26 protein-coding genes and 3 pseudogenes are annotated in these 24,855 nt (G+C 66.5%); 22 read left to right on the top strand and 7 right to left on the bottom strand.

What is annotated here, in order from left to right; translation table 11 throughout:
• Positions 1 to 15 precede the first annotated feature (15 nt).
• Together V5F66_RS16040 and polA are read right to left on the bottom strand one after the other, a co-directional pair.
• Positions 16 to 360: a RidA family protein gene (locus V5F66_RS16040; protein WP_012114396.1), complete on the bottom strand. Its 345-nt coding sequence runs from the start codon at positions 358 to 360 to the stop codon at positions 16 to 18.
• Positions 361 to 544: 184 nt separating this feature from the next.
• The gene (polA, locus tag V5F66_RS16035; RefSeq protein WP_394094242.1) at positions 545 to 3,547 is read right to left on the bottom strand and encodes a DNA polymerase I; all 3,003 of its coding nucleotides are present in this window, start codon (positions 3,545 to 3,547) and stop codon (positions 545 to 547) included.
• Between the two features lie 249 nt (positions 3,548 to 3,796).
• Here polA and V5F66_RS16030 point away from each other — a divergent pair, with 249 nt between their 5' ends.
• The 4 genes from V5F66_RS16030 to V5F66_RS16015 all read left to right on the top strand — a co-directional run bounded on the left by V5F66_RS16030 (position 3,797) and on the right by V5F66_RS16015 (position 5,928).
• Complete coding sequence (locus V5F66_RS16030; RefSeq protein ID WP_393999522.1) at positions 3,797 to 4,012, top strand: hypothetical protein; 216 nt, start codon at positions 3,797 to 3,799, stop codon at positions 4,010 to 4,012.
• Between the two features lie 81 nt (positions 4,013 to 4,093).
• Entirely contained in the window at positions 4,094 to 4,708 is a 615-nt protein-coding gene (locus tag V5F66_RS16025; RefSeq protein WP_394052472.1) for an SCO family protein, read from the top strand.
• A 91-nt stretch (positions 4,709 to 4,799) separates the two neighbouring features.
• Positions 4,800 to 5,501: a helix-turn-helix transcriptional regulator gene (locus V5F66_RS16020; protein ID WP_394094241.1), complete on the top strand. Its 702-nt coding sequence runs from the start codon at positions 4,800 to 4,802 to the stop codon at positions 5,499 to 5,501.
• A gap of 52 nt (positions 5,502 to 5,553) precedes the next feature.
• Positions 5,554 to 5,928, top strand: a complete 375-nt coding sequence (locus tag V5F66_RS16015) for a VOC family protein (RefSeq protein ID WP_394094240.1) — start codon at positions 5,554 to 5,556, stop codon at positions 5,926 to 5,928.
• Here the strand turns inward: V5F66_RS16015 and V5F66_RS16010 are convergent.
• Positions 5,904 to 7,796 (bottom strand): glycosyltransferase, encoded by a 1,893-nt coding sequence (locus V5F66_RS16010; protein WP_394094239.1) that lies wholly within the window; start codon positions 7,794 to 7,796, stop codon positions 5,904 to 5,906. The two genes, V5F66_RS16015 and V5F66_RS16010, sit on opposite strands and share 25 nt — an antisense overlap.
• Before the next feature lie 240 nt (positions 7,797 to 8,036).
• On the opposite strand from V5F66_RS16010, the gene V5F66_RS16005 reads away from it, so the two are divergent.
• From V5F66_RS16005 to V5F66_RS22330, 6 genes and pseudogenes are all read left to right on the top strand, one after another.
• The gene (locus V5F66_RS16005; protein ID WP_394094238.1) at positions 8,037 to 8,936 is read left to right on the top strand and encodes a transporter substrate-binding domain-containing protein; all 900 of its coding nucleotides are present in this window, start codon (positions 8,037 to 8,039) and stop codon (positions 8,934 to 8,936) included.
• A 98-nt stretch (positions 8,937 to 9,034) separates the two neighbouring features.
• Entirely contained in the window at positions 9,035 to 10,732 is a 1,698-nt protein-coding gene (locus V5F66_RS16000) for a lysine--tRNA ligase (RefSeq protein ID WP_394052494.1), read from the top strand.
• A 176-nt stretch (positions 10,733 to 10,908) separates the two neighbouring features.
• On the top strand, positions 10,909 to 11,052 hold the full coding sequence (locus V5F66_RS15995) for a hypothetical protein (protein WP_394094289.1): 144 nt from the start codon (positions 10,909 to 10,911) through the stop codon (positions 11,050 to 11,052).
• A 118-nt stretch (positions 11,053 to 11,170) separates the two neighbouring features.
• Positions 11,171 to 11,356: pseudogene (locus V5F66_RS15990) on the top strand (transposase); the annotation flags it as partial.
• Positions 11,355 to 11,579: pseudogene (locus tag V5F66_RS22335) on the top strand (aldehyde dehydrogenase family protein); the annotation flags it as partial. The pseudogenes V5F66_RS15990 and V5F66_RS22335, both read left to right, overlap by 2 nt.
• A complete protein-coding gene (locus tag V5F66_RS22330; RefSeq protein ID WP_445329426.1) occupies positions 11,565 to 11,717 on the top strand; it encodes an aldehyde dehydrogenase family protein in 153 nt (50 codons plus the stop codon). The pseudogene V5F66_RS22335 and the gene V5F66_RS22330, both read left to right, overlap by 15 nt.
• Before the next feature lie 108 nt (positions 11,718 to 11,825).
• Here the strand turns inward: V5F66_RS22330 and V5F66_RS15980 are convergent, their stop codons facing one another.
• Complete coding sequence (locus V5F66_RS15980; protein ID WP_394094236.1) at positions 11,826 to 12,737, bottom strand: LysR family transcriptional regulator; 912 nt, start codon at positions 12,735 to 12,737, stop codon at positions 11,826 to 11,828.
• Between the two features lie 359 nt (positions 12,738 to 13,096).
• On the opposite strand from V5F66_RS15980, the gene V5F66_RS15975 reads away from it, so the two are divergent.
• On the top strand, positions 13,097 to 14,155 hold the full coding sequence (locus V5F66_RS15975; protein WP_394094235.1) for a SphA family protein: 1,059 nt from the start codon (positions 13,097 to 13,099) through the stop codon (positions 14,153 to 14,155).
• Between the two features lie 186 nt (positions 14,156 to 14,341).
• Here the strand turns inward: V5F66_RS15975 and V5F66_RS15970 are convergent, their stop codons facing one another.
• Positions 14,342 to 14,482: a hypothetical protein gene (locus tag V5F66_RS15970; RefSeq protein ID WP_198139080.1), complete on the bottom strand. Its 141-nt coding sequence runs from the start codon at positions 14,480 to 14,482 to the stop codon at positions 14,342 to 14,344.
• On the opposite strand from V5F66_RS15970, the gene V5F66_RS15965 reads away from it, so the two are divergent.
• The 10 genes from V5F66_RS15965 (at position 14,475) to V5F66_RS15920 (ending at position 23,152) form a co-directional block, all read left to right on the top strand.
• A complete protein-coding gene (locus V5F66_RS15965) occupies positions 14,475 to 15,647 on the top strand; it encodes an alpha/beta hydrolase family protein (RefSeq protein ID WP_394094287.1) in 1,173 nt (390 codons plus the stop codon). The genes V5F66_RS15970 and V5F66_RS15965 overlap by 8 nt on opposite strands.
• Before the next feature lie 84 nt (positions 15,648 to 15,731).
• Complete coding sequence (locus tag V5F66_RS15960; protein WP_394007388.1) at positions 15,732 to 15,974, top strand: hypothetical protein; 243 nt, start codon at positions 15,732 to 15,734, stop codon at positions 15,972 to 15,974.
• Positions 15,955 to 16,914: a VOC family protein gene (locus V5F66_RS15955; protein ID WP_393999530.1), complete on the top strand. Its 960-nt coding sequence runs from the start codon at positions 15,955 to 15,957 to the stop codon at positions 16,912 to 16,914. Before V5F66_RS15960 ends, V5F66_RS15955 begins: the two co-directional genes overlap by 20 nt.
• Positions 16,911 to 17,285, top strand: a complete 375-nt coding sequence (locus V5F66_RS15950; RefSeq protein WP_012114411.1) for a Rieske (2Fe-2S) protein — start codon at positions 16,911 to 16,913, stop codon at positions 17,283 to 17,285. The genes V5F66_RS15955 and V5F66_RS15950 overlap by 4 nt, the downstream gene beginning before the upstream one ends.
• Position 17,286: 1 nt before the next feature.
• A complete protein-coding gene (locus V5F66_RS15945) occupies positions 17,287 to 18,417 on the top strand; it encodes an FAD-dependent oxidoreductase (protein ID WP_012114412.1) in 1,131 nt (376 codons plus the stop codon).
• 226 nt (positions 18,418 to 18,643) lie between these two features.
• Positions 18,644 to 19,807: an MFS transporter gene (locus V5F66_RS15940; RefSeq protein ID WP_394094234.1), complete on the top strand. Its 1,164-nt coding sequence runs from the start codon at positions 18,644 to 18,646 to the stop codon at positions 19,805 to 19,807.
• Positions 19,808 to 19,832: 25 nt separating this feature from the next.
• Entirely contained in the window at positions 19,833 to 20,411 is a 579-nt protein-coding gene (locus V5F66_RS15935) for a cupin domain-containing protein (protein WP_393999532.1), read from the top strand.
• Positions 20,408 to 21,403: a fumarylacetoacetate hydrolase family protein gene (locus V5F66_RS15930; RefSeq protein WP_394052502.1), complete on the top strand. Its 996-nt coding sequence runs from the start codon at positions 20,408 to 20,410 to the stop codon at positions 21,401 to 21,403. The genes V5F66_RS15935 and V5F66_RS15930 overlap by 4 nt, the downstream gene beginning before the upstream one ends.
• A complete protein-coding gene (locus V5F66_RS15925; protein WP_012114416.1) occupies positions 21,400 to 22,320 on the top strand; it encodes an NAD-dependent epimerase/dehydratase family protein in 921 nt (306 codons plus the stop codon). Before V5F66_RS15930 ends, V5F66_RS15925 begins: the two co-directional genes overlap by 4 nt.
• 40 nt (positions 22,321 to 22,360) lie before the next feature.
• Complete coding sequence (locus tag V5F66_RS15920; RefSeq protein ID WP_393999535.1) at positions 22,361 to 23,152, top strand: cyclase family protein; 792 nt, start codon at positions 22,361 to 22,363, stop codon at positions 23,150 to 23,152.
• A gap of 166 nt (positions 23,153 to 23,318) precedes the next feature.
• Here V5F66_RS15920 and V5F66_RS15915 read toward each other — a convergent pair.
• Positions 23,319 to 23,447: pseudogene (locus tag V5F66_RS15915) on the bottom strand (integrase core domain-containing protein); the annotation flags it as partial.
• Positions 23,448 to 23,522: 75 nt separating this feature from the next.
• Here V5F66_RS15915 and V5F66_RS15910 point away from each other — a divergent pair.
• Positions 23,523 to 23,810, top strand: a complete 288-nt coding sequence (locus V5F66_RS15910) for an integrase core domain-containing protein (protein ID WP_394052504.1) — start codon at positions 23,523 to 23,525, stop codon at positions 23,808 to 23,810.
• 239 nt (positions 23,811 to 24,049) lie between these two features.
• Here V5F66_RS15910 and V5F66_RS15905 read toward each other — a convergent pair whose 3' ends face one another.
• A complete protein-coding gene (locus V5F66_RS15905) occupies positions 24,050 to 24,796 on the bottom strand; it encodes an SDR family NAD(P)-dependent oxidoreductase (RefSeq protein ID WP_393999537.1) in 747 nt (248 codons plus the stop codon).
• Positions 24,797 to 24,855: the final 59 nt, after the last annotated feature.

The following is a 24,855-nucleotide window of genomic DNA, read 5'->3' as shown; positions in this document are numbered from 1 at the left end:
GTCGAACGCTGAAGCTCAGCCGCGGGCGGCGACCACGATGATTTCCACCAGGAACTTGGGGGCAGCGAGCTTGCCCTCGCTGGTGGCGCGGGCCGGCGGGTTCTCCTGGTCGACCCAGGCGTCCCACACGCTGTTCATGCCGGCGAAATTGGCGATGTCCGACAGCCAGATGGTGGCGGTGAGGATGCGCGACTTGTCGGTGCCGGCGCGGGCCAGCAGGGCGTCGATGGAGGCGAGGACGGCCTTGGTCTGGCTTTCCACGTCCGGCCCCTCGGCCACCTGGCCGGCGAGATAGACGGTGTTGCCGTGGATCACGGCTTCGCTCATGCGGCGGCCCTTGTCGAGCCTCTCGATGCTCATGGGATGGTCCTTTCGGTTGGATGGCAGGTGTCTAGCAAATGTGCGGGGGGCTGTGCCACCGGGCGCGGCGCCGGGCGTGAAAGTCGATGTCCGGACTGGGATCTCCCGTGAACCCTCCCCCGCACGCGGGAGAGGGGGTGCGCTGGCGCCGGAACGGCCGCCGGCCGGGACGCCGGACGCCCCCTCAGTGCGCCTCTTCCCAGTTCTTCGCCGCCCGCGCGTCCACCTTCAGCGGCACGGCGAGGGCGACGGCGGGGGCGGAGGCGGTTTCCATGCACTGGCGCACCACGGGGATGGTGGCGTCCGCCTCGCCCTCGGGCACCTCGAACACCAGTTCGTCGTGCACCTGCAGCAGCATGCGCGCGGATAGCTTCGCCTTCTCCAGCGCCGGCTCCATGCGGATCATGGCGCGGCGGATGATGTCCGCCGCCGTGCCTTGCAGGCGGGCATTGATGGCGGCGCGCTCGTTGAAGGCGCGGATGGAGGGGTTCTTGGCCGCGATCTCGGGATAGTGGCAGCGTCGGCCGAACAGGGTCTCCACATAGCCGTGCTCGCGACAGAAGGTCTTGGTCTCCTCCATATAGTCGCGGATGCCGGGGAAGCGCTCGAAGTAGCGCTTGATGTATTGCCCCGCCTCCTCGCGCGGAATGCCCAGCTGGTTGGCGAGGCCGAAGGCGGAGATGCCGTAGATGATGCCGAAATTGATGGCCTTGGCGCGCCGGCGCACCTCGGCGGGCATGTCCTTCACCGGCACGTTGAACATCTCGGAGGCGGTCATGGCGTGGATGTCCAGCCCCTCGGTGAAGGCGGTGCGCAGGGCCGGGATCTCGGCGATCTCGGCGAGGAGCCGCAGCTCGATCTGCGAATAGTCCGCCGACACCAGCAGGTTGCCCTCTTCCGCCACGAACGCGCGGCGGATGCGCCGGCCTTCCTCGGTGCGGATGGGGATGTTCTGCAGGTTCGGGTCGGAAGAGGACAGCCGCCCGGTGGTGGTGGCGGCCAGCGCATAGGAGGTGTGGACGCGCTTGGTCTGCGGGTTCACGAAATGGGGCAGGGCGTCCGTATAGGTGGAGCGCAGCTTGGAGAGCTGGCGCCAGTCCAGGATCTTCTGCGGCAGCTTGTGGCCGGCCTCGGCCAGTTCTTCCAACGCGGTGGCCTTGGTGGACCACATGCCGGTGGCGGTCTTGGTGCCGCCGGGCAGGCCCATCTTGCCGAACAGGATGTCGCCCATCTGCTTAGGGCTGCCCACGTTCAGCCGCTCGCCGGCCAGCTCCGCGATCTCGTCCTCGATGCGCGCCGCGCCCTGCGCGAACTCGGAGGAGAGGCGCGCCAGCATGGCCTTGTCGATGGAGATGCCCCGGCTCTCCATGCGCGCCAGCACGGCGATGAGCGGGCGCTCCAGCGTCTCGTAGACGGTGGTGCGGCCCTCGGCGGCGAGGCGGGGCTTCAACACCTGCCACAGGCGCAGGGTCACGTCCGCATCCTCGGCGGCATATTGGGTGGCGGGCTCCAGGGCGACCTTGTCGAAGGTCACCTTTCCCTTGCCCTTGCCGGTCACTTCCGAGAATGCGATGGGCTGGTGGCCGAGATGGAGCACCGACAATTCGTCCATGCCATGGCCGTTCTTGCCCGCGTCCAGCGCGTAGGACATGCACATGGTGCAGTCGAACGGGGCGACATCTATGCCGTGGCGGGCCAGCACCAACTGGTCGTACTTCACATTGTGCCCGACCTTCAGGGTGCCCTTGTCCTCCAGCACACCCTTCAGCGCGGCGATGGCATCGCGGACCGGGATCTGGCCGGGAAGCTGCCCCTCGCTGAACAGCCCGTCGCCGGCCCCGGTATGGGCAAGGGGGATGTAGCAGGCCTCGTTGGGCGACAGCGCGAGCGAGACGCCCACCAGGTCCGCCTGCATGGGATCGAGGGAATTGGTCTCGGTGTCGAAGGCGAGAAGTCCCTGGTCCTGCGCCTTGGCGCACCACGCCTTCAGCTCGGCGAGGTCGAGGACGGTGCGGTAGGCCGTGCGGTCCACGGGGATGGTGCGTGCCGTGCTGGCGCGGGCATGGGCGAGGTCGGACGGGGTTAGGGTGCCATCCATGGCGTGCGCCACGGCCGAGACCGCGGGCGCTTCCCCGCCCTTGGCCGGCGCTGCGCCGTCCGTCTCCTCGGCCGAGGCGGGGGCGGCGGGGGAGAACAGGCCGGCGGGGGCGAGCCTGGGGTCGGCCTCCACCTCGGCGGCCTCCACGCCATAGGCCTCGGCCACGCGGCGGGTGATGGTGGTGAACTCCATGGCCTTCAGGAAGGCGATGAGGCGCTTCGCGTCGGGCGCCTCCAGCACCAGGTCCTCCAGCGGCACCTCCACGGACACGTCGCGCACCAGCGTGACCAGCGTCTTGGAGATGCGCGCCGCCTCGGCATTGGTGAGCAGCGATTCGCGCCGCTTGGGCTGCTTGATCTCGCCGGCGCGGGCCAGCAGGGTTTCAAGGTCGCCGTATTCGCCGATGAGCTGGGCGGCGGTCTTGATGCCGATGCCGGGCACGCCGGGCACGTTGTCGGTGGAATCCCCCGCCAGCGCCTGCACGTCGGTGACCTTCTCCGGCGGCACGCCGAAATATTCGAGCACCTCGCCCACCCCGATGCGCCGCTCCGGCCGCGCCCCGCGCCCGCCGCTCTCGCCGGAAGCAGGGTCGTACATGGCGACCCTGGGGCCGACCATCTGCATCAGGTCCTTGTCGGCGGAGACGATGAGCACGTCCGCGCCCGCCTTCACCGCCTGGTCGGCATAGGTGGCGATGAGGTCGTCCGCCTCGTAGCGCGCCTGCTCCACCGGAATGAGGCCGAAGGCGCGCACCGCCTCGCGCATGAGCGGGAACTGGGGAATGAGTTCCTCGGGCGGCTCGGAGCGGTTGGCCTTGTAGTCGGGGTAAAGCTCCTTGCGGAAACTATCCTCCGACTTGTCGAAGATGATGGCGAGGTGGGTCGGCTTGATGCCCACCGCCCCGTCGCGCACGAATTGCAGCAGCTTGGTGCAGAACAGCCGCACCGCCCCGGTGGGCAGCCGGTCGGAGCGGAAATTGTACTTTCGGTCCTGGTTGATGGACTGGAAATAGGCGCGGAACACGAAGGACGAGCCGTCCACCAGGAACACATGGTCGCCGGGCTGAAGCGGGCGGGGGGAGGGCGACATTTCAAGGTCCTCAGGAACAAGTCCGCGCAGGCAGGCGCTCAACAATGGCGCGCACGATGCCCGAGGGGCCGGCCCGGAACAAGTGCGCGTCCCGCGCAGTCCCCGGCGCCGGCACGGGCGGGCGGCGCGGCGCCCTGTCACGCAGCGGTGAGGCGCCGCCATTGGATTTGGCCGGCCGCCCACGCTATCCTGCGCCGCGCTCCCGGCCGAAGTCCGGCGCGGGGCCGCCGCAACGGAACCTGACCAGCCATGGCCCTCTCCCTCCACCGCCAGATGGATGCCGCCGCCGGCTCTGCGCCGCGCGGGTCGCAGTCCGGCCGGTCGGGTTTGGGGGCGCGCATGGTCGTGGTCGGCAGCGTGGCGGTGGCCGGGGCACTGTTCGCGGCCGCCTGCGTGCTGTGGGCGCGACATGGCGCCACCGTCTTCTTCGACATCATGAGCGCGGGCATCGCTGCCTGCCTGTGACCCCCCCACCCGGCGCGGGTTCGCTGACGCCCTGGCGCAACCACGTCCGGACCCGATCGCAAAGGCCAAGATCGCCAGCCCATGTCCCAGATCAAGCTGTCGCAACGCACCAAGATCATCGCCCTGTTCTGCGCCTTCGCGGCCGGCGCCCTCGTCATGGTCACCGCCGTGACCATGCTGGTGGGTAGCCCGACGCCGCGGGTGACGAGCACCGGCACCGCCGCCGTGGGTGGGCCGTTCAAGCTGGTGGACCAGACCGGCGCCCCGGTCACCGAAGCCGCGCTGAAGGGCAAGCCGAGCCTCATCTTCTTCGGCTTCACCCATTGCCCGGACGTGTGCCCCACCGCCCTGTTCGAGATGTCGGAGATCCTCACCGCCCTCGGCCCGGACGCGGACAAGGCGCAGGTGTTCTTCGTGACCGTCGACCCCGAGCGCGATACGCCGGAGGCGCTGAAATCCTATCTGTCGAGCTTTGCCCCGCAGATCCGCGGCCTCACCGGCACGCCGGAGGCGGTGGAGGCGATCAAGAAGGAATACCGGGTTTATTCCAAGAAGGTGCCGCTGACCGGCGGGGACTACACCATGGACCACACGGCGGTGGTCTATCTCATGGACAAGTCCGGCACCTTCGTCGCCCCGTTCAATTCCAAGCGGCCGCCGGCCGACGCCGCGGCGGAGCTGAAGCGCTATTTATGAGGCCTGACGCCGGCCGGATCGGCTGAACGCCGCGCCCGGACGCGGCACCGGCCGCCCTGAACCGGCCACGGCCGCCCGCAGGCGTGTGCCCATGTCCCGTTCCGAACGCCTTTTCGTTCTGCTCGACCTCCTGCGTCGCCACCGCCGTCCGGTCAGCGGCAAGGCGCTGGCGCAGGAGATAGGCGTCAGCATCCGCACGCTGTATCGCGACATCGCCAGCCTTCAGGCGCAGGGCGCGCACATCGAGGGCGAGCCGGGCGTCGGCTATGTGCTGAAGCCGGGGTTCCTCCTGCCGCCCCTCATGTTCACGCTCGAGGAGATCGAGGCCCTGGCGCTGGGCTCGCGCTGGGTGGCCGAACGCGCCGACGGCCGGCTCGGCACGGCGGCCCGCGGCGCGCTGGCGCGCATCGAGGCGGTGCTTCCGGCCGATCTGCGGGCGGAACTCGAAGCCTCGGCCCTGCTCATCGGCCCCGGCCAGACGATCCCGGGCGACAGCATCGATCCCGCCCTGCTGCGCAAGGCGATCCGGACCGAGCGGAAGCTGTGGCTCGCCTATAGCGATGCCTCGGCCGCGCCCTCACAGCGTGTGGTCTGGCCCTTTGCGCTGGCGTTCTTCGATCAGGTGCGGGTGCTGCTCGGCTGGTGCGAGCTGCGCGGCGATTTCCGCGCCTTTCGCACTGACCGCATCCAGGACGCGGAACTGCTCGATGCCCGCTATCCCAGGCGCCGGCAGGCCCTGCTGAAGGCGTGGCGTCAGTCGCAGTCCCGGGGGCATGATGCTGACGGAAACTGACAGTATGTTGCCATAAGCATGGCTCCCGATCGAAACCGAGCAGGAGCACATCGTGACCGAGACCAACAATCTTCTCCTTTATGTCAGCGACCCCGAGGCCAGTGGCCGCTTCTATGCCGGGCTGCTGGGGCGTGAGCCGGTGGAGGTGAGCCCGACCTTCGTGCTGCTGGTGCTGCCCTCCGGGCTCGCGCTGGGCCTGTGGAAGGCAACCGGCGTCGAGCCGGCACCCACGGCGTCGGGCGGCGGGAGCGAACTGGGATTCAAGGTGGCGGGCGCCGCCGACGTGGATGCCGCTTATGCCGCATGGCTGGCGCGTGGGGCGAGGATCGCCCTGCCGCCCACCGACCTTGATTTCGGCCGCAGCTTCGTTGCGCTCGATCCCGATGGGCACCGCTTGCGCGTCTATGCCTTGGCGGACGCCGCATGAGCGGGGCCGACCTCGGGGCTCGTCGCAGCGCCTATGGACGGGCTCCGGCGGAGCGCGGCGGCCTGCGCCACGCGGTGGCGGGCGACGCCGTGCTCGGTCTTCTGCCAGTGGTGAGGCCGGCGTAGCAGCTCGATGAGCGCCCGCCACGCCGCCGCCGACAGCAGCAGCCAATAGAACGGGATGCCGAGCACCACCTTGAGCCCCGGCACCCGGGCGCGCCGGCGCAGCCCCACATAGGTTATGGCGGCGGTGCCGGCGTAGCCTGCGAACAGGGTGGTGAAGGTGAGGGCCGAGGTCAGCGCCTCGGCCATCGAGCCGCGCGGCAGGCCGATGACCCCGCGCAGCAGGTCAGCCAGCAGCAGGGCCACGCAGAACGGGTGGACGAGGGCCGCCGCGAACGGGCCGGCGGCGAGCAGCAGCAGGGCCAGCGCGGGGCCCACCCCGAGATCCGCCATCAGCGCCCCTGGCTGACGCAGATGCACCAGCAGCGTCTGCGCCCAGCCCTTGAGCCAGCGGGTGCGCTGGCCGACCCAGGCGCGGGCGGTCACCGGGGCTTCCTCATAGGTGGTGGACGAGATCACCCGCGTCTGCCAGCCGGCGCGGGCGAGGCGGATGCCGAGGTCCGCGTCCTCGGTGACGTTGAACGGGTCCCAGCCGCCCACCTCATCCAGCACCCGGCGGCGGAAATGGTTGGAGGTGCCTCCGAGCAGGATGGGTAGGCCCAGCGCGCTCAGCATGGGCAAGAGCACGTCGAACTGGGCGGCATATTCGGCGGCGAATGAGGCGGCGATCCAGCTGTCGTCGCCATTGTCGATGGCAAGGCGGGCCTGCACGCAGGCGATCTTCGGCCCGCCCGTGCGGAAGGCTTCCAGCGCCCGGCGTAGCTGGTCCGGCTCCGGCAGGTCCTCTGCATCATAGATGGCGACGAAGCTGCCGCGGGCCGCCGCGAGCGCCACCTCCAGCGCCTTGGGCTTGGTGCGCGGGCCGATGGCGGGTACCGGCACCTCTTCCATGTGCGGCGGCAGGGTGAGGGCGGCGATGGCGGCGCGGGTGCCGGCGTCGTCGGCTTCCACCACCAATTTGATGTCCAGCTTCTCCGGCGGATAGTCGAGCGCGCCGAGGGCGGCCACCAGATGCGGCACGCTGGCCGCCTCGCGATAGAGTGGCACCAGCAGGGAATAGACCGGCAGCTGCCGGTCATCCAGCGTCGGCGGCGGGTCGGGCGGCGCATCATAGGCGCAGGCGGCAAGGCGCAGGGAGACCCAGCCGAGGAAGACCAGCGACAGCAGCGCCTGCACCGCAAGCACGCCCTGTTCCGGCGCCAGCGCCACAAGGCCGGCCAGTGGCAGGCCCACCACCAGCGCGATGCGCCCGAGGACCCGCTTGGGGTCGAGGGTGGCGGCGGATTTCAGCGGGTCGCGGTCGGGAAGCCGCTTGACGGCGGCTTGTGCCAGCATGGGGCCGGCGGCGGTCAGGACCGCGCGCCGGACCGCCCCCGGCACCGCGAGGCGCACCCGTCCGGCAAGGCCCGGATCCCGCCGCAGCGCGCGGAACAGGCGCCGCACGTCGCGCCCCCGGGCAGCGAGGGTGAAACGTGGGCGCCCCCCGTCCGGCGCTTCGATGCGCACCCCGGTGCGCAGGACGGCTTCGGCGGTGGCGGCGTCGGGCGGTGGGGCGGCGTCTTCGGGGGCGGCGACGGCAAGGCCGAGATGGGTGGCGAGCAGGTCGGTTGCTTCCGCCTCGTCCACCACGCCCTGTGCGACGAGCACCTCGTCGGCGCCGACGCCGAGCTGGCGTGCGCGCCGGGCGGCAGCCCGGAGATCGTCGTGCGGCAGATGGCCGACGAATGGCCGCAGTTCGAAAGGCAAAGGTTCGGCGCCCCGGCGCCGGGCGGCCACAAGCGATGCAGGCGTCGCACTCAGGCCGTGCACGGCGCTGCTTTTCGGGCTATTTCGCTCCTCGGCCCGCCGCCCGGCCCACCCCTTGTCGGCGGACCGCGCATCCCCCACCATGCGCCGCCCCTTCGAGTGCAACCCTAAGGTAACCGCGCCGACATGGCTCTACCAGTCCTTATCGCCCGCCTGCGGGCCGTGGTCGCGGGCCGTGGCTTGAGGCGTCGCCTTTGCGTCGTGCTCGCGCTGGCGGCCCTGCCCTGGGTCGCGCAGGCCCAGCAGCCGCCGGGGCCGTCGCCCGTGTGGGGTCCGGTCCGGGGCGGGCAGGTGAGCGGTGGGGGCGCCGGCGGCGTATCGGTGCCCAATTTCTGGAATGTGGAGCGACGGCTGGAGCGGCCCGATGCCGCGCGCCTGCCCAAGGAACTGCGCTTCGTTACCACCGACGACTACCCGCCCTTCAACTTCCTGAATGCCGATGGCGCCCTGACCGGCTTCAACGTGGACCTCGCCCGCGCCATCTGCGCCGAGCTGGGGGTGACCTGCGTGATCCAGGCGGCGGCCTTCGACACGCTGGCCGACAGCGTCGAGCAGGGCCGGGCGGACGCGGCCATCGCCGGCCTCACCGCCACGCCCCAGTCCCGCGCCGCGCTGGATTTCTCCGAGCGCTATCTGGGCACCCCGGCGCGCTTCGTGGGCAAGCGGCAGGAGACGCTCGCCGCAGCCACGCCGGAAAACGTGGCCGCCAAGAAGGTGGCGGTGGTCGCCCGCACCGCCCACGAGGCCTATCTGCGCTCCTTCTTCAACGAAGCCGCCATCCGCCCCTATCCGGACCTGAAGGCGGCCCAGGAGGCGCTGAAGGCAGGCCAGGTGGACCTGCTGTTCGGCGACGGGATCACGCTCGCCCTGTGGCTCAATGGCGCCGACAGCGCCAATTGCTGCCGCTTCCTGGGCGGCCCCTTCACCGAGAGCCGCTTCTTTGGCGACGGCTTCTCCGTGGCGGTGAAGGAGGGCAACGACACCCTGCGCCACGCCATGGACTTCGCCCTGCAGCGCATCTGGGAAAAGGGCGTCTATACCGACCTTTACCTGCGCTGGTTCCCCATCGGCTTCTATTGAGGAGCCATCGGGGCCCGTCGCGGACGGTGTTTCGGCCCGCCCGCGTTGACGCCACCCGCCGACATTCCTAAGTTCGCGCTCCTTTTTTGGAGCCTGCCATGTCCGCCGCCCCGTCCGATACTGCCTTGTCCGCCTTCGCCGATCCGGCCGACCTCGCCGGCGAGCTGAAGCGCGTGGCCGAGACGGCCACGGCCTGGCCGTTCGAGGAAGCGCGCAAGCTGGTGGAGCGGCTGAAGCGCCACCCCAAGGAGCGCGGATCGGAAGAAGTGCTGTTCGAGACCGGCTACGGCCCCTCGGGCCTGCCGCACATCGGCACCTTCGGTGAAGTGGCGCGCACCACCATGGTGCGCCACGCCTTCCGCGTGCTGACTGAAGACAAGGTGAAGACCCGGCTCGTCGCCTTCTCCGACGACATGGACGGCCTGCGCAAGGTGCCGGACAACGTCCCCAACAAGGACATGCTGCAGAAGGCCCTGGGCCTGCCGCTGACCAAGGTGCCCGACCCCTTCGGCACCCACGACAGCTTCGGTGAGCACAACAATGCCCGCCTGCGCGCGTTCCTGGACGCCTTCGGCTTCCAGTATGAATTCATGTCGGCCACCGACTGCTACATGTCCGGCCGGTTCGATGCCACGCTGCTGAAGGTGCTGCATCATTACGAGAAGGTGATGAACGTGATGCTGCCCTCCCTGCGCGAGGAGCGGGCGGCGTCCTATTCCCCCTTCCTGCCCATCTGCCCCCGCACGGGCCGCGTGCTCCAGGTGCCGATCCTGGAACACCATGTGAAGCACGGCACCGTCACCTACGAGGACCCGGACACGAAGGAAAAGGTGACAGTCCCGGTCACCGGCGGCGGCTGCAAGCTGCAGTGGAAGCCCGACTGGGCCATGCGCTGGGTGGCGCTGGGCGTCGATTACGAGATGGCGGGCAAAGACCTCATCGATTCCGTGAAGCTCTCCAGCCAGATCGCCAAGGCGCTCGGCGGCGAGCCTCCGGAGGGCTTCAACTACGAGCTGTTCCTCGACGAGAAGGGGCAGAAGATCTCCAAGTCCAAGGGCAACGGCCTGTCCATCGAGGACTGGCTGAAATACGCCTCCCCGGAGAGCCTCAGCCTGTTCATGTTCCAGTCGCCGCGCTCGGGCAAGCGGCTCTTCTTCGATGTCATCCCGCGCAACGTGGACGATTATTTCGGCTTCCTCGGCAAGTATGAGGAGCAGGACTGGAAGCTGCGCCTCGGCAACCCGGTGTGGCACATCCATGCAGGCGAACCGCCCAAGGTGGACATGCCGGTGTCCTTCACCATGCTGCTGAATCTGGCCTCCGCCTCCAACACCGAGGATGAAAGCGTGTTGTGGGGCTTCCTCAACCGCCACGTGCCAGGGGTGTCCGCCGAAACCCATCCCAAGCTTGCCGAGCTGGTCGGCTACGCGGTCAAGTATTTCCACGATTTCGTTAAGCCGAACAAGGTGTTCCGGGCGCCCGACGCGGTCGAGCAGGAGGCCCTCGCCAAGCTCGATGCGGCGCTGGCGACCCTGCCGGCCGGCGCCACGGCCGACGACATCCAGAACGCGCTCTACGACGTGGCCCGCCCCATCGAGCGCTATCAGGACCTGAAGGCGAAGGGCGCCACCCCGGAGCGGCCGGGCGTGTCTATCGAGTGGTTCAACACCCTCTACCAGGTGCTGCTCGGCCTCGGGCGCGGCCCGCGCTTCGGCTCCTTCGTGGAGATCTACGGCGTGGCCGAGACCCGGGAGCTGATCCGCAAGGCCCTGGCCGGGGAACTGGCGACGGCTTGAGGGGTCACCATGGCCGGGCAGGTTTTGACCGAGTCGGACATTTTCTGGCCGTGGCGATTTAAAGCCTGCTGGCGCAACTCGGCTATCTGCTGGTAGGCATCGACTGGCGGCATCCGCAGAGGACGTGGCGACCTGGCGCGTCAGGGGGATTTGGGCGTGGCGTAGGGACGGCGGATATGCTTCCATTTCCCTATATGGACCCTTTGCCGAGCGACCTTGCTGCGGCTCGCGCCATGATCCTGGCGGAGCGTGCCGCGCGGCTGAAGCTGGAGATCAAGAAGCTCCGGCGCGAGTTCTTGGCGGTGTGGACACCGACTTGAGCCAGATAACGGTGGCGGCGCGAATGACGTTGCCCCTCCTGGCTAATCCAGCTTGAAGTTCGTTCTGGCCCATTGCGAGGACCAGACCATGAGGCGTAGCCGGTTCACGGAAGAGTAGATCATCGCCATCCTGAAGGAGCACGAGGCCGGGGTGCCGGTCTCCGACCTGTGCCGCAAGCACGGGGTCAGCGATGCCCGCATCTACAAGTGGAAGGCCCGGTTCGGCGGCATGGAGGTGTCGGAAGCCAAGAGGCTGCGGGCGCTGGAGGACGAGAACGCCAAGCTGAAGCGCATGCTGGCCGATCGTCACCCGGCGCAGCGGCCCCACCGTGAGCGCGATGCTGCGCGATCCGCGGGTACGTAAGGTGAGCTTCACTGGCTCCACCGAAGTTGGGCGCATCCTCCTGAAGGAGGCGGCCGATGGTATCCGGAACGCCTCCATGGAACTGGGCGGCAATGCGCCATTCCTGGTATGCGCCGATGCCGCCGTGGAAGCTGCCGTGGAGGGCGCCATGATCGCCAAGATGCCCGGGCTGAACCGGGGCGTGGTGTCCGATCCTGCCGCTCCCTTCGGCGGTACCAAGGCGAGTGGGCTGGGGCGCGAGGGCGCTTCCGTAGGGATCCATGAATATTTGGAAACCAAATATACGGCCGTGAGCTGGTAAATCGTGGCCGTGCCTGCGCCGCCCCGCTGGCAGCGCCGGCCCAAGTGTTCAAATGGAAACGCCTTCATATAAAACAAAGAACCGACACTGACCAAAAATGACTATGGCTCATTCGCCGAGGTCAGCCGCCTCCTGCTCGATCATCTCGAGCGCCAAGCGCGCGGCCGGCTCGCTTTCGGAATAGCCGTGCCAGAGGATCTGCTGCCTGATCACCGGCATGTCGAACATTGGCGTGACGAGGCGTATGGGCGACCGCTGGACCCTCATCCTTGCATAGCTCAGCGGAAGGCTCGCGAGCATCGGCGTGCCGACGATGTAATCGACTAACAGGCCGAAGCTTTCGCACTCGACGCGCGCGGAGTGCTCGCAGCCATGTTTCATCAAGAATTCCTCGACCACCGAGGGCTGGCTCAGATCGCCGAAGCGACAGACAGCCAGGGGATGGTTGAGGAATTCGTCGAGCGTCAACTGGCTGCCGACCTCGGTGTTATCCCGACAGGCAATCACGACGAAGCGGTCCGCGAAGAGGAATTTGGTGTTGGGCCAGTTTTGATACACATAGCCGGGCGCGACGAGAAAATCGTAAGTGCCCTGCAGAAATTTCTGGATGGCCGCGGCGGAGATGGGCACATGCCGAAGATTGACATGTGAGGTGGCCGAGACCAGCCGGCGCCCGACCCGCGTGAGGAGAACCGAAGCGATATAGTCGGAGGCAACGATGGAGAAGGTGCGTTCGGTCGTCTCGGGGTCGAACACGCTCCGCTTCTGCGCGATCACGCGCGACAAATGGATGAACTTCGCCACAGGTTCGCGTAGGTCGATGGCAAGCGGCGTGGGCTCCAGCTTGCGGCCAACCATGACGAACAGCTCGTCGTCGAAGTGACGGCGAAGCCGCGCGAGGGCGTTGCTCACGGTCGGCTGCGTCAAGTGAAGCTGTCTGGCCGTTCGGCTCACATTCTCAGACTTCAGCAGGGAATCGAACAGGACGATCAGGTTGAGATCAAGCCGTTCAAATCGCATCAGGGGCCTCCCTTTGTTGTTTGATTTTCGTTTCTCGTTTTTCTGCGCCCCACCAAGCCCCTCCCGCAAGCCTCAGCCGGCCATAGAAAATCGGAATATGTAGAATTGAAACAAATGATTGGCGTTTTTCAAGCATCTGCCTATATTTTTTGACATACAACAAATAAAAAAATGCGAATAGCGAATTACGCCTCCGCATCAAATAAAAATCCAGGGAGATGAAGATGCGATATTTGAAATTTTGGAGCTTCGGCTTACCGTTCGCGAGCCCGCCTGGACGCTAGACTCAGGTTGCTTGGGCGTTCACGCCGTCGTTCAGACGTGACCCCGCTCGTTCGCCGAGGGGCAACGGGGTTCGCATGGGCGACGCGCGCCATCGTGCGTCCGCTGGCCTGCTTCAACTGCGCCGCATCATCCGCAAAGCCGCAGCCGACATGCACCGCGGGACGCGGCGCGCCCGGTTGACATCATTGATGGGTATTCGCATGAACGTTTCGCAGCGAGTCATCGCTATCTCTTTGCTCTCGATTTCAATCATGGCGACCAACGGTGCGCTCGGTTCCGAAAGAGGAGCGCTGCCGTTCGCCGTTGGATCCACGGGCGATTTCGTCGTCGAGTTTCCTCCCATTCCTGGTCTTTTTTTGGTTAATCAGACTTCATATACTAGCATCAGCGGACTGAACGGCGATAATGGCAAGACAGTTATTGGCAGTGATTTTACTGGTTCAGCAGTCGCAAATACAAACCGCTTCCTCTACTCCTGGCTGGGAGACTATGGTAATTTCCATATCTATTCTCAGCTCGTCGTACCCGTAGTCACGGGATCAACGACGCTGAAATTTTATGGAGCAACGGCCTCGGCGGGAGGTGATACGGGCTTTGGCAACGTGGTTTTTTCTCCACTGATCGTTACATACTCGTTCGATAAGAATAATGCACTCGTCGTTGCTTACGATTATGCGAGCAGTATTGGCACCTATAGCTCGACAGCAGCCTTCAATCCGGCGACGGGTTATGCATCGCACCAGCCGATCATTGGCTTCAGGCACAATGACAAGGACGGATTTTATGTCGGTATTGTCGGGCGCGGTATTTTCAACGAGACCAATCCCGATACGCAATATCACAGTGGCAGCGCGATCGAAGCGGATTTCCGCACCGGCTGGAATTTCGGCAAGCTGAGCGTTGGTCTGGTCGGCGGCTATTATCATCAATATCAGGCCGATAGCGGACTTGGTAGCCTGAACGGCAAGACCCAGCTTCTCAACATTGGCCCTGCCATCAGCTACGACTTCGGGCCACTGATCCTCGGCGTCAACATTCAGACGGCCGCTTATGCGGCCAACACCTCCAAGGGGACGACTGCCTGGTTGAACCTGGCGCTCCCGCTCTGGGTGCCACCGCCGCCCGCCCGGTAATTATGCTCCGCCCGACACCCAGGGCGCGTGACAGTATAATGAGCGCTGACGCATCAATAGCAAGAGGAAGGCGCGACAGGCCGCTCGGTCTGGCCGTCCGACGGCCTGGCATCAAATTGTAATGAGGCGGCATTGTGCCACAACTGTGGCGATTATTAATAATAGATTGGTGTACTTTGTAGGCATTTATAATAAAAATGTCTTCAATTCATAAAATAAACTGGCAATAATATTGCCGTATGTCACGCTCGCGCGGTCTGCTGGTGCCTGTGCGGTCACCTTGGATGCTGCTTCGGGTGCGGTGGTGAGGGAGAGGGTGATGTTCAAGTATTTCTCAAGTAATTATCCCTGGAACCTCGCTGTCGATCTGGCCATCGAGATGGGCGCCAAGATCGGCGAGGTCGAGGCCATGTGCGGGCCACTCCAGGAGGCGGCGCGGCAGCCCGATGCGGCGGGTGTCGCCGCGTTCCGCCAAAGCTGGTGCGACATGGCGGACAAGCTGTGTGCACTGGCCGAGGAGGACGAGGCGCGCGGGCGCACCCTTTCGGCCGGCGACAAATATGGCCGTGCCGCCACCTATTATCTCACCGCCGAACGCCTGATGGCCCATGGCTCAGCCGGGCGGACGGCGCTTTATCGGCGCTTCCTTGGCGTCTTTGAGCGCGGCATAGCGCTTGCCGGCGAGAATTGCCAGCGCGTCGAGATTCCCTACCACGGCGGGCATCTCAGCGGCCTGTATGTGCGCGCCGAGGGGACGGCCGGGCCGGCGCCGTTGCTGCTTCAGGTCAACGGCCTCGATTCAACTAAGGAAATGAAATACCGCGTCGGGCTGCCCCACTGGCTGGCGCGGCGCGGCGTGGCATCGCTGGTCGTCGATCAGCCCGGCACCGGCGAAGCGTTGCGGTTGCATAATCTCACGGCGGTCTACAATGCGGAGGTCTGGGCCAGCCCGATCGTCGACTGGCTTGAGACGCTGGACGACGTTGATCCCAGGCGCATCGGCATGGAGGGTGTCTCGCTGGGGGGGTACTATTGCCCGCGCGCCGTGGCCTTCGAGCCGCGCTTTGCCTGTGGCGTGGTGTGGGGCGCCAACCACGATTGGCGCGATGTCCAGAAGAAGCGGCTCCAGCGCGAGGGCAATTTCCCCGTGCCGCATTATTGGGACCACGTCCGCTGGGTCTGGGGTGCCCGTGACATGGACGATTTTGTGCGGATCGCAGAAGACGTTCATCTCGACGGCGTGCTCGATCGGATCAAGGTGCCGTTTCTGGTCACCCACGGAGAGAAGGATTCGCAGATTCCGCTCGTCTGGGCACAGCGGACCTATGATCAACTGGTCAACAGCCCAAAGCGTGAGCTGAAGATCTTCACCGATCGCGAAGGCGGGTGTCAGCATTCCAGCTTCGACAATTCGGCCAATGCGGGCGCCTTTATCGCGGATTGGGTGGCCGAAGTGCTGGGCGGGCGCACCGCGGCCGAGGCGGCGGAATGACCGTCGCGGAGCGGGCAACGGCGATGGTCCTCGCAAAGCAATCCGTGTTTACCCCGCTATCGGGCTCCCCGGCGCTGGTAGGGGGTGAAAACGAACATCATCGGTCCGGATCATCGGGTCTTCGGTGTGGACGACCTTCGCGCCCGTGGCCGCGATCCGGCGGATTTCGCACCGCAGGCCGTCGATGACAGCGGCACCGGCCGTGCCTTGCGGCAGTCCAGCTTCGACACTTCTGCCAACGCCGGAGCCGACATCGCCGAGAGGGATGCGGCAACGCGCAGCGGCCTGACACATTCGGAGAGCAAGCATGAATATCATCGGACCTGATGCGTTGGTCTTCGGCGTCGACGACGTCGCGGCCTGCGCCACCTATCTGACCGATTTCGGTCTGCAGCCGACCGGCGATAACCTGTTCGAGGCTCTCGACGGAACAGGTATCGCGATCCGCCACCGCTCCGACGCCGCCCTGCCTGCGGCGATCGAGACCGGCAACATGTTGCGGCAGATCATCTATGGCGTGGCCGATGAGGCGACCGTTGACGCCATTGCCGACGAGCTCGGCAAGGACCGGCAGGTTACGCGGGGCGGCGACGGTTCCATTGAGGCCTTCGACGATCACGGATTTGCCCTGAAGTTCCAGGTCAGCGTCCGCCGCCCGCTGGACTTGCCCGGCGAGCGCGTCAATGCGCCCGGCGCGCCTGCACAGCGGGCGCCGAACGAGCGCGGCGTCTGGCAGGAGATGCCGGCCAAGCCGCGCACGCTCTCCCATGTGGTGTGCTTCGTGCCCGACATTGACACGGCGGAGGCGTTCTACGTGCAACGCCTGGGTTTCAAGGTCACCGATCGCCTGCTCAATGCGGGTCCGTTCCTGCGCCCTGCGGGGACGCAGGACCACCACACGCTGTTCTTCATCCAGACGCCGCCTTTCATGCAAGGCTGCGAGCACTTTGCCTTTCACATGGGCGGCCCCACCGAGCTGATGCTGGCCGGCACACGCTTCGCACAGGCGGGCTATCAATCCTTCTGGGGACCTGGGCGGCACAAGATGGGCTCGAACTGGTTCTGGTACTTCAACAGCCCGCTCGGATGTCACGCCGAATATGATGCGGACATGGACCTTCACGATGACGAATGGGTTCCGCGCGCGACGCCCATGAGCGCGGAGGCCTCGCAGGCGTTCCTGTTCGAGTACCGGGAGAAATGGGCGCCGGGCGGTCCGCCGTCGGCGGGCAAGCCGCAGGGCGATGCCGGGGGACACGCGGGATGAACGCGGCCCGGCTGCGGGACCACGTGGTGATCGCGCAGGCGGGCGCCATCGCGGAGGGCGAGGCCCGCGCCGTCCCCCTCCCGGGCACGGCGAAGGACAAGCTGGTCTTGGTGCGCCGTAACGGCGTCCTGCGTGCCTTCCGCGATGCCTGTCCGCATTACGGCGACACGCCTCTGGCATGGCGCGCGGGCGCATACCTCAATGCCGGGCGCGATCGCATCGTCTGCGCCGCCCACGGCGCGGAATTCGACATCGAGACAGGCCGTTGCGTCCTTGGCGCAGCGCTTGGCCTGTCGCTGGAAATGGTTTCGGTCACGGTCAATGCGGCCGGCGACGTACTTCTTGAACAAGAGAACAAGGGAGAGGAATGACATGCCGGTGAGCTGCAAACGCATCCTAATCATCGGCGGCGGCTTCTCGGGCATGGCCGCGGCCATCGAACTGCGGAAGCGCGGCGCGGCCATCGATGTAGTCGAGATCGATCCCGGCTGGCGCACATATGGCGCGGGCATTACGTTGGGCGCGCCCACTCTCCGCGCTTTAGACACGCTGGGCGTTCTTGATGAATTCCTCCAGCATGGCTACGCATCGGACGAGACCGAATTGCTCTCCAGCGCAGGGCATCCGATCGCCCGGCTGCCGACACCGCGCCTGGCGCGGTCGGATGTTCCGGGAGCAGGGGCGATCATGCGCCCCGTCCTGGCCCGCATCCTGGCGCAGGTGACCCTGCGCTCCGGAGCTGAGGTGCGGCTCGGCGTCACCTTCAAGACGATCGCGCAGACCGACGCCGGCGTGGACGTTACCTTCAGCGACGGCACGCGCGGCACCTATGATCTCGTCGTCGGAGCCGATGGCCTGTATTCGAAGACCCGCAGCATCCTTTATCCTGCGGCGCCCGCGCCGCGCTACACTGGGCAGTGCGTCTGGCGTGCCGTGCTACCGCGGCCGCCAGAGGTGTCCAAGGCGATCATGTGGCTGGGCGCCAAGGTCAAGGCGGGCGTCAACCCGGTCTCGCGGGAGGAGATGTACCTGTTCGTCACCGAGGATCGCCCCTCGAATGACCGGGTCGACCCTGCGGATTTCCTGAAGTTGCTCAAGGCGTTGATCGTCCCATTCACCGCGCCCGTCATGCAGATGGTGCGCGAGAGCCTCAATGAGGCCTCGCAGATCGTCTATCGCCCGCTCGAAGCCCTGCTCTTGCCGCGGCCGTGGTCTCAAGGACGGGTAGCGCTGATCGGCGATGCCGCCCACGCCACCACGCCGCACCTTGCATCGGGAGCCTGCATCGGGATTGAGGACGCGATCGTGCTGGCCCAGGAACTGGAGCGCTGCGACAGCATCACGGACGGGCTCGCCGCCTTTGAAGCGCGGCGCTGGGAGCGCTGTCGGATGGTGGTTGAGAACTCGGTCCGGCTCGGCGAAATCGAGATTTCGGGCGGGAGTCCCGAAGAGCATGGGCAGATCATGCACCAATCGATGACGGCACTCGCTGCCCCGATCTAGGGGCTTGACCGCGTCAAGGGATTCCGCCGGAAGCGGGGTTCTCTTGCCGGAGATAATCAAACAAAATCAATAATATGACGAGTATCGCGGCCCGCCTTGAGCGGGAACGAGAAGTCCGACTCGCTTCATTAGAGCCGGATCCGCTCAGATTGCGATGCAATCCGACCAGCGCGTGCTCTGGAACGGCGCACGACCTCAGGTCAAAAAATCAAAGGGGAGGACAGCGATGCGTACAAGCACGGAAACCTGGTTCGGTCGCGCCGCGCTCATGGTGGCGCACTGCGCTGGGATGCTGGATCTCGTCGCGCTGCCCGTCTGGGTGGGGACGCTGATCGGGGACTATAAATTCGATCCGGCCTATGCGGGCGGGCTGGTGACGCTGTTCCTCATCAGCGCCGTGTTGAGCAGTATCCTGTTCGCGCCGAGATTCAACCGCATCCCGATCCGTCCCACGGCCGCGATCAGCTATGCGCTCGCGGCGCTGGCGTTCTTCGGGGCAACCCTGACCCGCGACTTCGTCATCCTGGCGGTGTTGCACGTCGTGGCTGGCGCCGCCACTGGCTGCGGCCTCAGCCAGGCGCACGGCACGATCGGGCGCGCCGCCAATCCGCATCGGCTGTTCGCCATCGTCGGAATGGCGCTCGGCGTTTTCGCCATCGTGTTTCTTGGGGCGACGCCGCAGGTGATCGCGGCGTTTGGCGGGGCGGCCCTGTTCCAGGTCTTCGCCGGCGTGATGGCGGTGTCGGCGATCGTCGCGTGGATCGCCTTCCCGCCGGCGTCCGCCCGTTCCGCCGATGCGCTGTTTTCCGCCTCTGCCCGTCTTTGCCCGGCCGTCTGGTTCGGCATCGCCGGCATCGCTTGCATGGCGCTGACGCAGGCGATGATCTTCAGCTTCGTGCAGCGGATCGGCATTGACCGGGGGTTCGGCGGGGACGCCGTGTCAGGTGTCCTGATCGCGCTCGGCGTGGTCGACCTGCTCCCGGCGCCGCTTGCCGCCGTTCTGGAAAACCGCCTGTCCGCCCGCGCGGTGCTTCTCGCAGGTCCATTCGCCCAGGCGGTGCTGGCGCTGGTCATCTGCCTGTCGAGCAGCTTCGCTGCCTATGCGGTCCCGACGGCGGTGTTCGCGGCGGTGATGATTTTCACCCACACCTTTGCCTTCGGCATTCTCTCGCGTCTGGACCCCACGTCGCGGGCACTGGCCGCGACCCCCGCCATGCTGATGACCGGCGCCGCCATGGGGCCGATTATGGGCGGCATCCTCGTGCAGACGCTCGGCTACGGCGGGCTCGGCGTCGCGGCCATGATCGTCGCGTTCGTCGCCATGGTCCTGTTCTCGCGCGTCCATGCCGCGCCTCGGGCCGTGCTCACGGCCCCTCCCGCTCAAGCGTGAACCCTTACAGCAGCTGGAGATGATCATGTCCTTCCCTCCGATCCGCCGTGTCGTCACCGGGCACGACGCGGAAGCCCAGGCGATTATCGTCACCGATGGCGCGCTGCCGCATGTGGTGGAATTGACGCATATACCGGGCACGATTTTTCATGAGGTCTGGTCGACCGCCGGCAGCCCGGCGCCGGTGGGCAATGGCCCCGATCCGACCCTCGGGGCTCTGATCCTGCCGCCACCGGAGAACGGCACCCGTATTCGTTTCGTGGATATTCCGCCGGATACGGACGAATTCATGCTGCACGGCGCCGCGCGCATGACGGCGGCGTTCGCTGAAATCGGTGATGCGTCTGCCTCCACGGTGAAGCTCCATTCGCCGCATCCGCTGATGCACCGGACGCAATCCATCGACTATGGCATCGTGATTTCAGGTGAGATGACGCTTGTGCTGGACAGGGGCGAGACCTTGCTGCGGCAGGGCGATGTGGTCATCCAGCGCGGCACCAATCATGCGTGGGCCAACCGGTCGGGCCAGCCGTGCCGGATGCTGTTCATCCTGGTGGACGGACGCTACGACCCCGAAATCGCTCCTGACGGGAGACACCCATGAAATTCGCCACTTATGCTGATGGCTCCCTCGACGGGCGGCTCTTGATTGTCTCAAGGGACCAGTCCCGCGCCGTCGATGCCACGGCGATCGCCCCCAACCTGCTCACCGCCGTGCAGCGCTGGCGCGAGGTGGAGCCTCACCTTGCGCGGCTCGCCGGCGAACTGGAGGCGGGCGTCGTCGCGGAGGCCGTTGCCTTCGACCCGTCGCTCGCGCTCGCGCCGTTGCCGCGCGCGCCGCAATGGCTGGATGGGTCGGCCTTCCTCAATCATGGTCGCCTTATGGACCATGCATTCAACAAGTCGCCGATCCCGGATTTTGAAACCACTCCCGTAATGTATCAGGGCGCGAGCGACGATTTTCTCGGCCCCCATGCCGATGTGCCCTTCGTCAGCGAGGACGACGGAATCGATCTGGAAGGCGAGTTCGGCGTGGTCGTTGACGAAGTCGCGATGGCGACGCCTGCCGCCGCCGCGCCGGATCACATCCGGCTCATCGTGCAGATCAACGACTGGAGCCTGCGCATCATCGGTGCCCGCGAGATGCCGCGCGGCTTTGGCTTCCTTCAGGCCAAGCCTTCCACGAGTTTCGCTCCCCTGGCGGTGACACCGGACGAACTGGGACCGTGCTGGTGCGACGGTCGCGCCGACCTCTTCCTCCATGTGCTGCGGAACGGTGAGCGCATCGGCGCCGCATCCGGTCGCGAGATGGCATTCTCCTTTCCGGAGCTGATCGCCCATGCCGCGCGCACGCGGCGGCTGACGGCGGGCACGATCATCGGCTCGGGGACGGTCTCCAATGCCGACCGCGCTGCCGGATCCAGTTGCCTGGCAGAGCACCGGGTCATCGAGCTTCTGGATCAGGGCGCCGTGCGGACGCCGTTTTTGAGTTTCGGCGACCGAGTGGAGATGCAGGCGTGTTTCCCCGACGGCCGTCCCGGACCATTTGGTCGCATGGACCAGCGGGTTGTCCGCGCTGCGGGGGTGCCGGCATGAACACGCTCGTCACCGGCGCGGCCGGCTTTCTGGGAGCGAACCTGTTGCGATCGCTGCTGGCCGATCCCAGGGGAGGGCACATTGTCGCCGTGGATCTGGTGCCGCAGTCGTTTCCCGATGCGAGTGGGCGGTTGCGATGGATCACCGGGGGACTCGATGATCCGGCGGGGCTGGCGGCGGTGGCGGCAACGCGCTTCGATACGGTCTTTCATCTGGCGAGCATCCCCGGGGGCCTCGCGGAGCGCGAGCCTGCACTTGGCCGCCGGGTCAACCTCGATGCGACGCTGGCGCTCTTCGATCGGCTGGCGGAGGCGGGCACCCGGCCGCGCGTCGTCTTCGCCAGCAGCATCGCTGTCTATGGCGAGATGGCCGGTGACGCCGTCCATGCCCTGACGCCGACGCGGCCGACGCTGACTTATGGCGCGCACAAGCGCATGGCGGAAATCGCGCTGGCGGACCTGACCCGGCGCGGCGGGGTCTCGGGCATCGCCCTCCGGCTGCCGGGGCTCGTCGCCCGGCCGGGCGGGTCCACGGGGCACGGCTCGGCGTTCATGAGCGACCTCCTGCGGTCCGTCGCAGCGGGCCAGCCCTATGTCTGCCCCGTGGGTCCCGAGGCGACATGCTGGTGGATGTCGGCGGCCTGCGCCGTCGCCAACCTCCGGCATGCCGCCGCTATCGTCGCCACCGGCGACATTCAGCTGCCGGCGCTGCACCTGTCCGTCGGCGAGGTGGTGGCGGCGCTCGCGGAAACCTTCGGCCCGGCGTGTGGGCGCCTCGTCACCCATCGGCCCAGCCCGGAGATCGAACGGCTGTTCGGCCGCTTGCCCCCGCTGTGGGCGCAGGAGGCGGAAGCGCTGGGCTTCGCACACGACGGCTCGGCGCTTCGGCTGGTCGCAGCGGCGCTGGCCGCGGATTGAGCCGGTCATTTCTTCCCCGACCCGACACAGGAAAAACGAGATGCCCCTTCCGTTTCCCAAGTTCCGCCTGCTGGACCTTTCTGTGACACTCGCGAACAACCCCTTCACCGACCCGCCGGGATACGGCCCGGAGATCGTGTATCTCGACCATGACCGGGGGGCCGATGATTTCGCGAAGATCTTCCCCGGCCTTGCCAAGGAGGATTTTCCCGGCGGCGAGGGCCCGGCGGCTGAGCGCCTGCACGTCTCCGCCCACAACGGCACCCATATGGATGCGCCCTGGCACTATGCCTCGACCATGGATGGCGGCGCGCCGGCCAGCACGATCGAGCAACTGCCGCTCGAGTGGTGCTTCCAGCCGGGGGTGAAGCTCGATTTCCGGCAGATGCCCGATGGTCATATCGTCACCGCCGCCGACATCGCGGCCGAGCTGGACAGGATCGGCCATGAGCTGGCCCCGCTGGACATTGTGGTGGTGAACACCGCCGCTGGCGCGAGATATGGCCAGCCCGGCTATATCGATGTGGGCTGCGGCATGGGACGGGAGGCGACGCTTTACCTGCTCGAACGTGGCGTGCGGGTGGTGGGCACCGACGCCTGGAGCTGGGACCCACCGTTCTCCTTCACGCGGCAGCGCTATTTGGAAACCGGCGATGCCAGTCTGATCTGGGAAGGCCACAAGGCGGGCCGCGACATCGGCTACGGCCAGATGGAGAAGCTGACCAATCTCGATCTCCTGCCGCCCGACGGCTTCTGGATCTCCTGCTTTCCCTACAAGATCGAGCGTGGATCGGCGGGCTTCATCCGCGCGGTCGCCTTCCTGCCAGAGTAGGGTCGTGCGGCTGAGCGGAACAGCAAAGTATCGTAAGGTGATTATTTCTTTTCAAAATTCCCATTCGGAATTAGATGCAGTAATGGGCTGGCGCCTCACAAGCAGTGAGGTAGTCCCCACTGCGTGGACAGTTTGGCGGCTTTGCTAAGCTTGGGTCTGGTGGGCGTTACGCCGCCATGTTGATGCCGTCGCAGGCCGTATGGACCTCCTCCAGCGTTCTGCCGCCCAGGGCCGAGTGCGGCCTCGTGCCATTGTAGTAGCTGATCCAAGTGCCGATGCCGGCCCGGGCCTCGGACCTGTAGCTCGACAAGGCGATGTTGCAGGACGTGCTGTCAAAAAAGCTCTGAGGCCTGCGCGCAGACGCGAGCTTGTGGACAGGCTGCGCGACGATTGGAAAGTGTCGGCCAGGCGGGCCTGTGCCACCTTGGCGGTCGATCGAGCGCTCTATGCCTACAAGTCGGAGCGAGGCACGCAGGCCGAGCTGAACCAGCGGATCAAGGAGATCTGCGAGACACGCGTGCGCTATGGGTATGACGAAGCGCGGGCGAAAATGGAGGCTTGGCGTAGAGACTATAACGAGGTTCGGCCGCACAGCGCGATCGGCAACAAGCCGCCGATCGCCCTCATGAATGGCTCTCCGGCATCCCCGCCGGCATGAGCCCTAACCCCGGAATTTTCCAGCTCCGGATGGCCTAGAAATGGGGAGCGCTCCCGGTCCGGATTTCAGGGACCACCTCATCACCCTGCAAGGCGAACTGGGCACGATCCTCGACGGGATCGACCGCACCGGAAGACCCGGCTACAAGCCCTATCCTGACCTACCGACTTCCCGTTTGTCGGTCTCGGCAAAAACTCGGGCGCGTCCCGGCCGTCCAGCTTGGCGCCCGCTCAGACCCCTCACACCGGCATCTGGAAGCTCAGCAGCTTGCCCTGGGGGAAGTCGTAGAGCTTGCCGGTTTCCATGAAGGTGGGCAGGCACAGGGGCAGGATGGCGGCGGCCGCCTCCTCGGGGGCGGGGAGGGTCATGGGGTCCTCGCCCGGAAACGCCTTGGCCCGCATCAGGGTGCGGATGGGGCCGGGGTTGAACAGGTTCACCTTGAGATTGCCGGAGACGCTCTCCGCCGCCCAGGTGCGGGCCATCACTTCCAGCCCCGCCTTGGTGAGGGCGTAGGGTCCCCAATAGGCCCGCGCCTTGTGGGCGGCGCCGGAGGAGATCATCACCACCCGCCCGGCCGGCGACAGCTTCAGGAGCGGATCGAACGAGCGCACGCAGCGCCAGTTGGCGGTGAGGTTCACCGCGACGATGTCGTCCCAGTCCTTGGGATAGACATGGCCCAGCGGCGACAGCGGGCCGAGCACGCCGGCATTGGCCACGAACACGTCGAGCCGCCTGTAGCGCTCGAACAGCGCGCCACCGAGCCGGTCGATGGCCTCGGAATCCTTGAGGTCGAGCGGCACCAGGGTGGCGGTGCCGCCCACGGCACGGATGTTGTCGTCGATGTCCTGGAGCCCGCCATCGGAACGGCCGACGCAGACCACATGGGCGCCGGCCCGGGCCAGCGCGATGGCGGTGGCCGCGCCAATGCCGCGGGTGGCGCCGGTGACGAGGGCGATCTTGTCGGCGAGGGGCCGGTCGGCGGTCATGCGGCTTCCGTGGACTGAAGGGAAAAAAACACCCTCCCCCGCAGGTTGGGGGGAGGGCT

Origin of the sequence: Xanthobacter versatilis (genome assembly GCF_043193975.1) — a bacterium.
Taxonomy (GTDB): domain Bacteria; phylum Pseudomonadota; class Alphaproteobacteria; order Rhizobiales; family Xanthobacteraceae; genus Xanthobacter; species Xanthobacter autotrophicus_E.
Note: the sequence above shows the minus strand (reverse complement) of the source record. Positions and strands in the feature narration are given on the sequence as shown.

What these genes read in the sequence shown, in the direction of transcription:
- V5F66_RS15980 (WP_394094236.1), bottom strand. Translation starts at nt 12,737, where the DNA reads ATGCGATTTGAACGGCTTGATCTCAACCTGATCGTCCTGTTCGATTCC.
- V5F66_RS15935 (WP_393999532.1), top strand. Translation starts at nt 19,833, where the DNA reads ATGTCCTTCCCTCCGATCCGCCGTGTCGTCACCGGGCACGACGCGGAA.
- V5F66_RS15965 (WP_394094287.1), top strand. Translation starts at nt 14,475, where the DNA reads ATGTTCAAGTATTTCTCAAGTAATTATCCCTGGAACCTCGCTGTCGAT.
- V5F66_RS16020 (WP_394094241.1), top strand. Translation starts at nt 4,800, where the DNA reads ATGTCCCGTTCCGAACGCCTTTTCGTTCTGCTCGACCTCCTGCGTCGC.
- V5F66_RS16030 (WP_393999522.1), top strand. Translation starts at nt 3,797, where the DNA reads ATGGCCCTCTCCCTCCACCGCCAGATGGATGCCGCCGCCGGCTCTGCG.
- V5F66_RS15925 (WP_012114416.1), top strand. Translation starts at nt 21,400, where the DNA reads ATGAACACGCTCGTCACCGGCGCGGCCGGCTTTCTGGGAGCGAACCTG.
- V5F66_RS15920 (WP_393999535.1), top strand. Translation starts at nt 22,361, where the DNA reads ATGCCCCTTCCGTTTCCCAAGTTCCGCCTGCTGGACCTTTCTGTGACA.
- V5F66_RS15930 (WP_394052502.1), top strand. Translation starts at nt 20,408, where the DNA reads ATGAAATTCGCCACTTATGCTGATGGCTCCCTCGACGGGCGGCTCTTG.
- V5F66_RS15905 (WP_393999537.1), bottom strand. Translation starts at nt 24,796, where the DNA reads ATGACCGCCGACCGGCCCCTCGCCGACAAGATCGCCCTCGTCACCGGC.
- V5F66_RS16040 (WP_012114396.1), bottom strand. Translation starts at nt 360, where the DNA reads ATGAGCATCGAGAGGCTCGACAAGGGCCGCCGCATGAGCGAAGCCGTG.
- V5F66_RS16000 (WP_394052494.1), top strand. Translation starts at nt 9,035, where the DNA reads ATGTCCGCCGCCCCGTCCGATACTGCCTTGTCCGCCTTCGCCGATCCG.
- V5F66_RS15950 (WP_012114411.1), top strand. Translation starts at nt 16,911, where the DNA reads ATGAACGCGGCCCGGCTGCGGGACCACGTGGTGATCGCGCAGGCGGGC.
- V5F66_RS15975 (WP_394094235.1), top strand. Translation starts at nt 13,097, where the DNA reads ATGGGCGACGCGCGCCATCGTGCGTCCGCTGGCCTGCTTCAACTGCGC.
- V5F66_RS16025 (WP_394052472.1), top strand. Translation starts at nt 4,094, where the DNA reads ATGTCCCAGATCAAGCTGTCGCAACGCACCAAGATCATCGCCCTGTTC.
- V5F66_RS15955 (WP_393999530.1), top strand. Translation starts at nt 15,955, where the DNA reads ATGAATATCATCGGACCTGATGCGTTGGTCTTCGGCGTCGACGACGTC.
- polA (WP_394094242.1), bottom strand. Translation starts at nt 3,547, where the DNA reads ATGTCGCCCTCCCCCCGCCCGCTTCAGCCCGGCGACCATGTGTTCCTG.
- V5F66_RS15940 (WP_394094234.1), top strand. Translation starts at nt 18,644, where the DNA reads ATGCGTACAAGCACGGAAACCTGGTTCGGTCGCGCCGCGCTCATGGTG.
- V5F66_RS22330 (WP_445329426.1), top strand. Translation starts at nt 11,565, where the DNA reads ATGATCGCCAAGATGCCCGGGCTGAACCGGGGCGTGGTGTCCGATCCT.
- V5F66_RS15995 (WP_394094289.1), top strand. Translation starts at nt 10,909, where the DNA reads ATGCTTCCATTTCCCTATATGGACCCTTTGCCGAGCGACCTTGCTGCG.
- V5F66_RS15945 (WP_012114412.1), top strand. Translation starts at nt 17,287, where the DNA reads ATGCCGGTGAGCTGCAAACGCATCCTAATCATCGGCGGCGGCTTCTCG.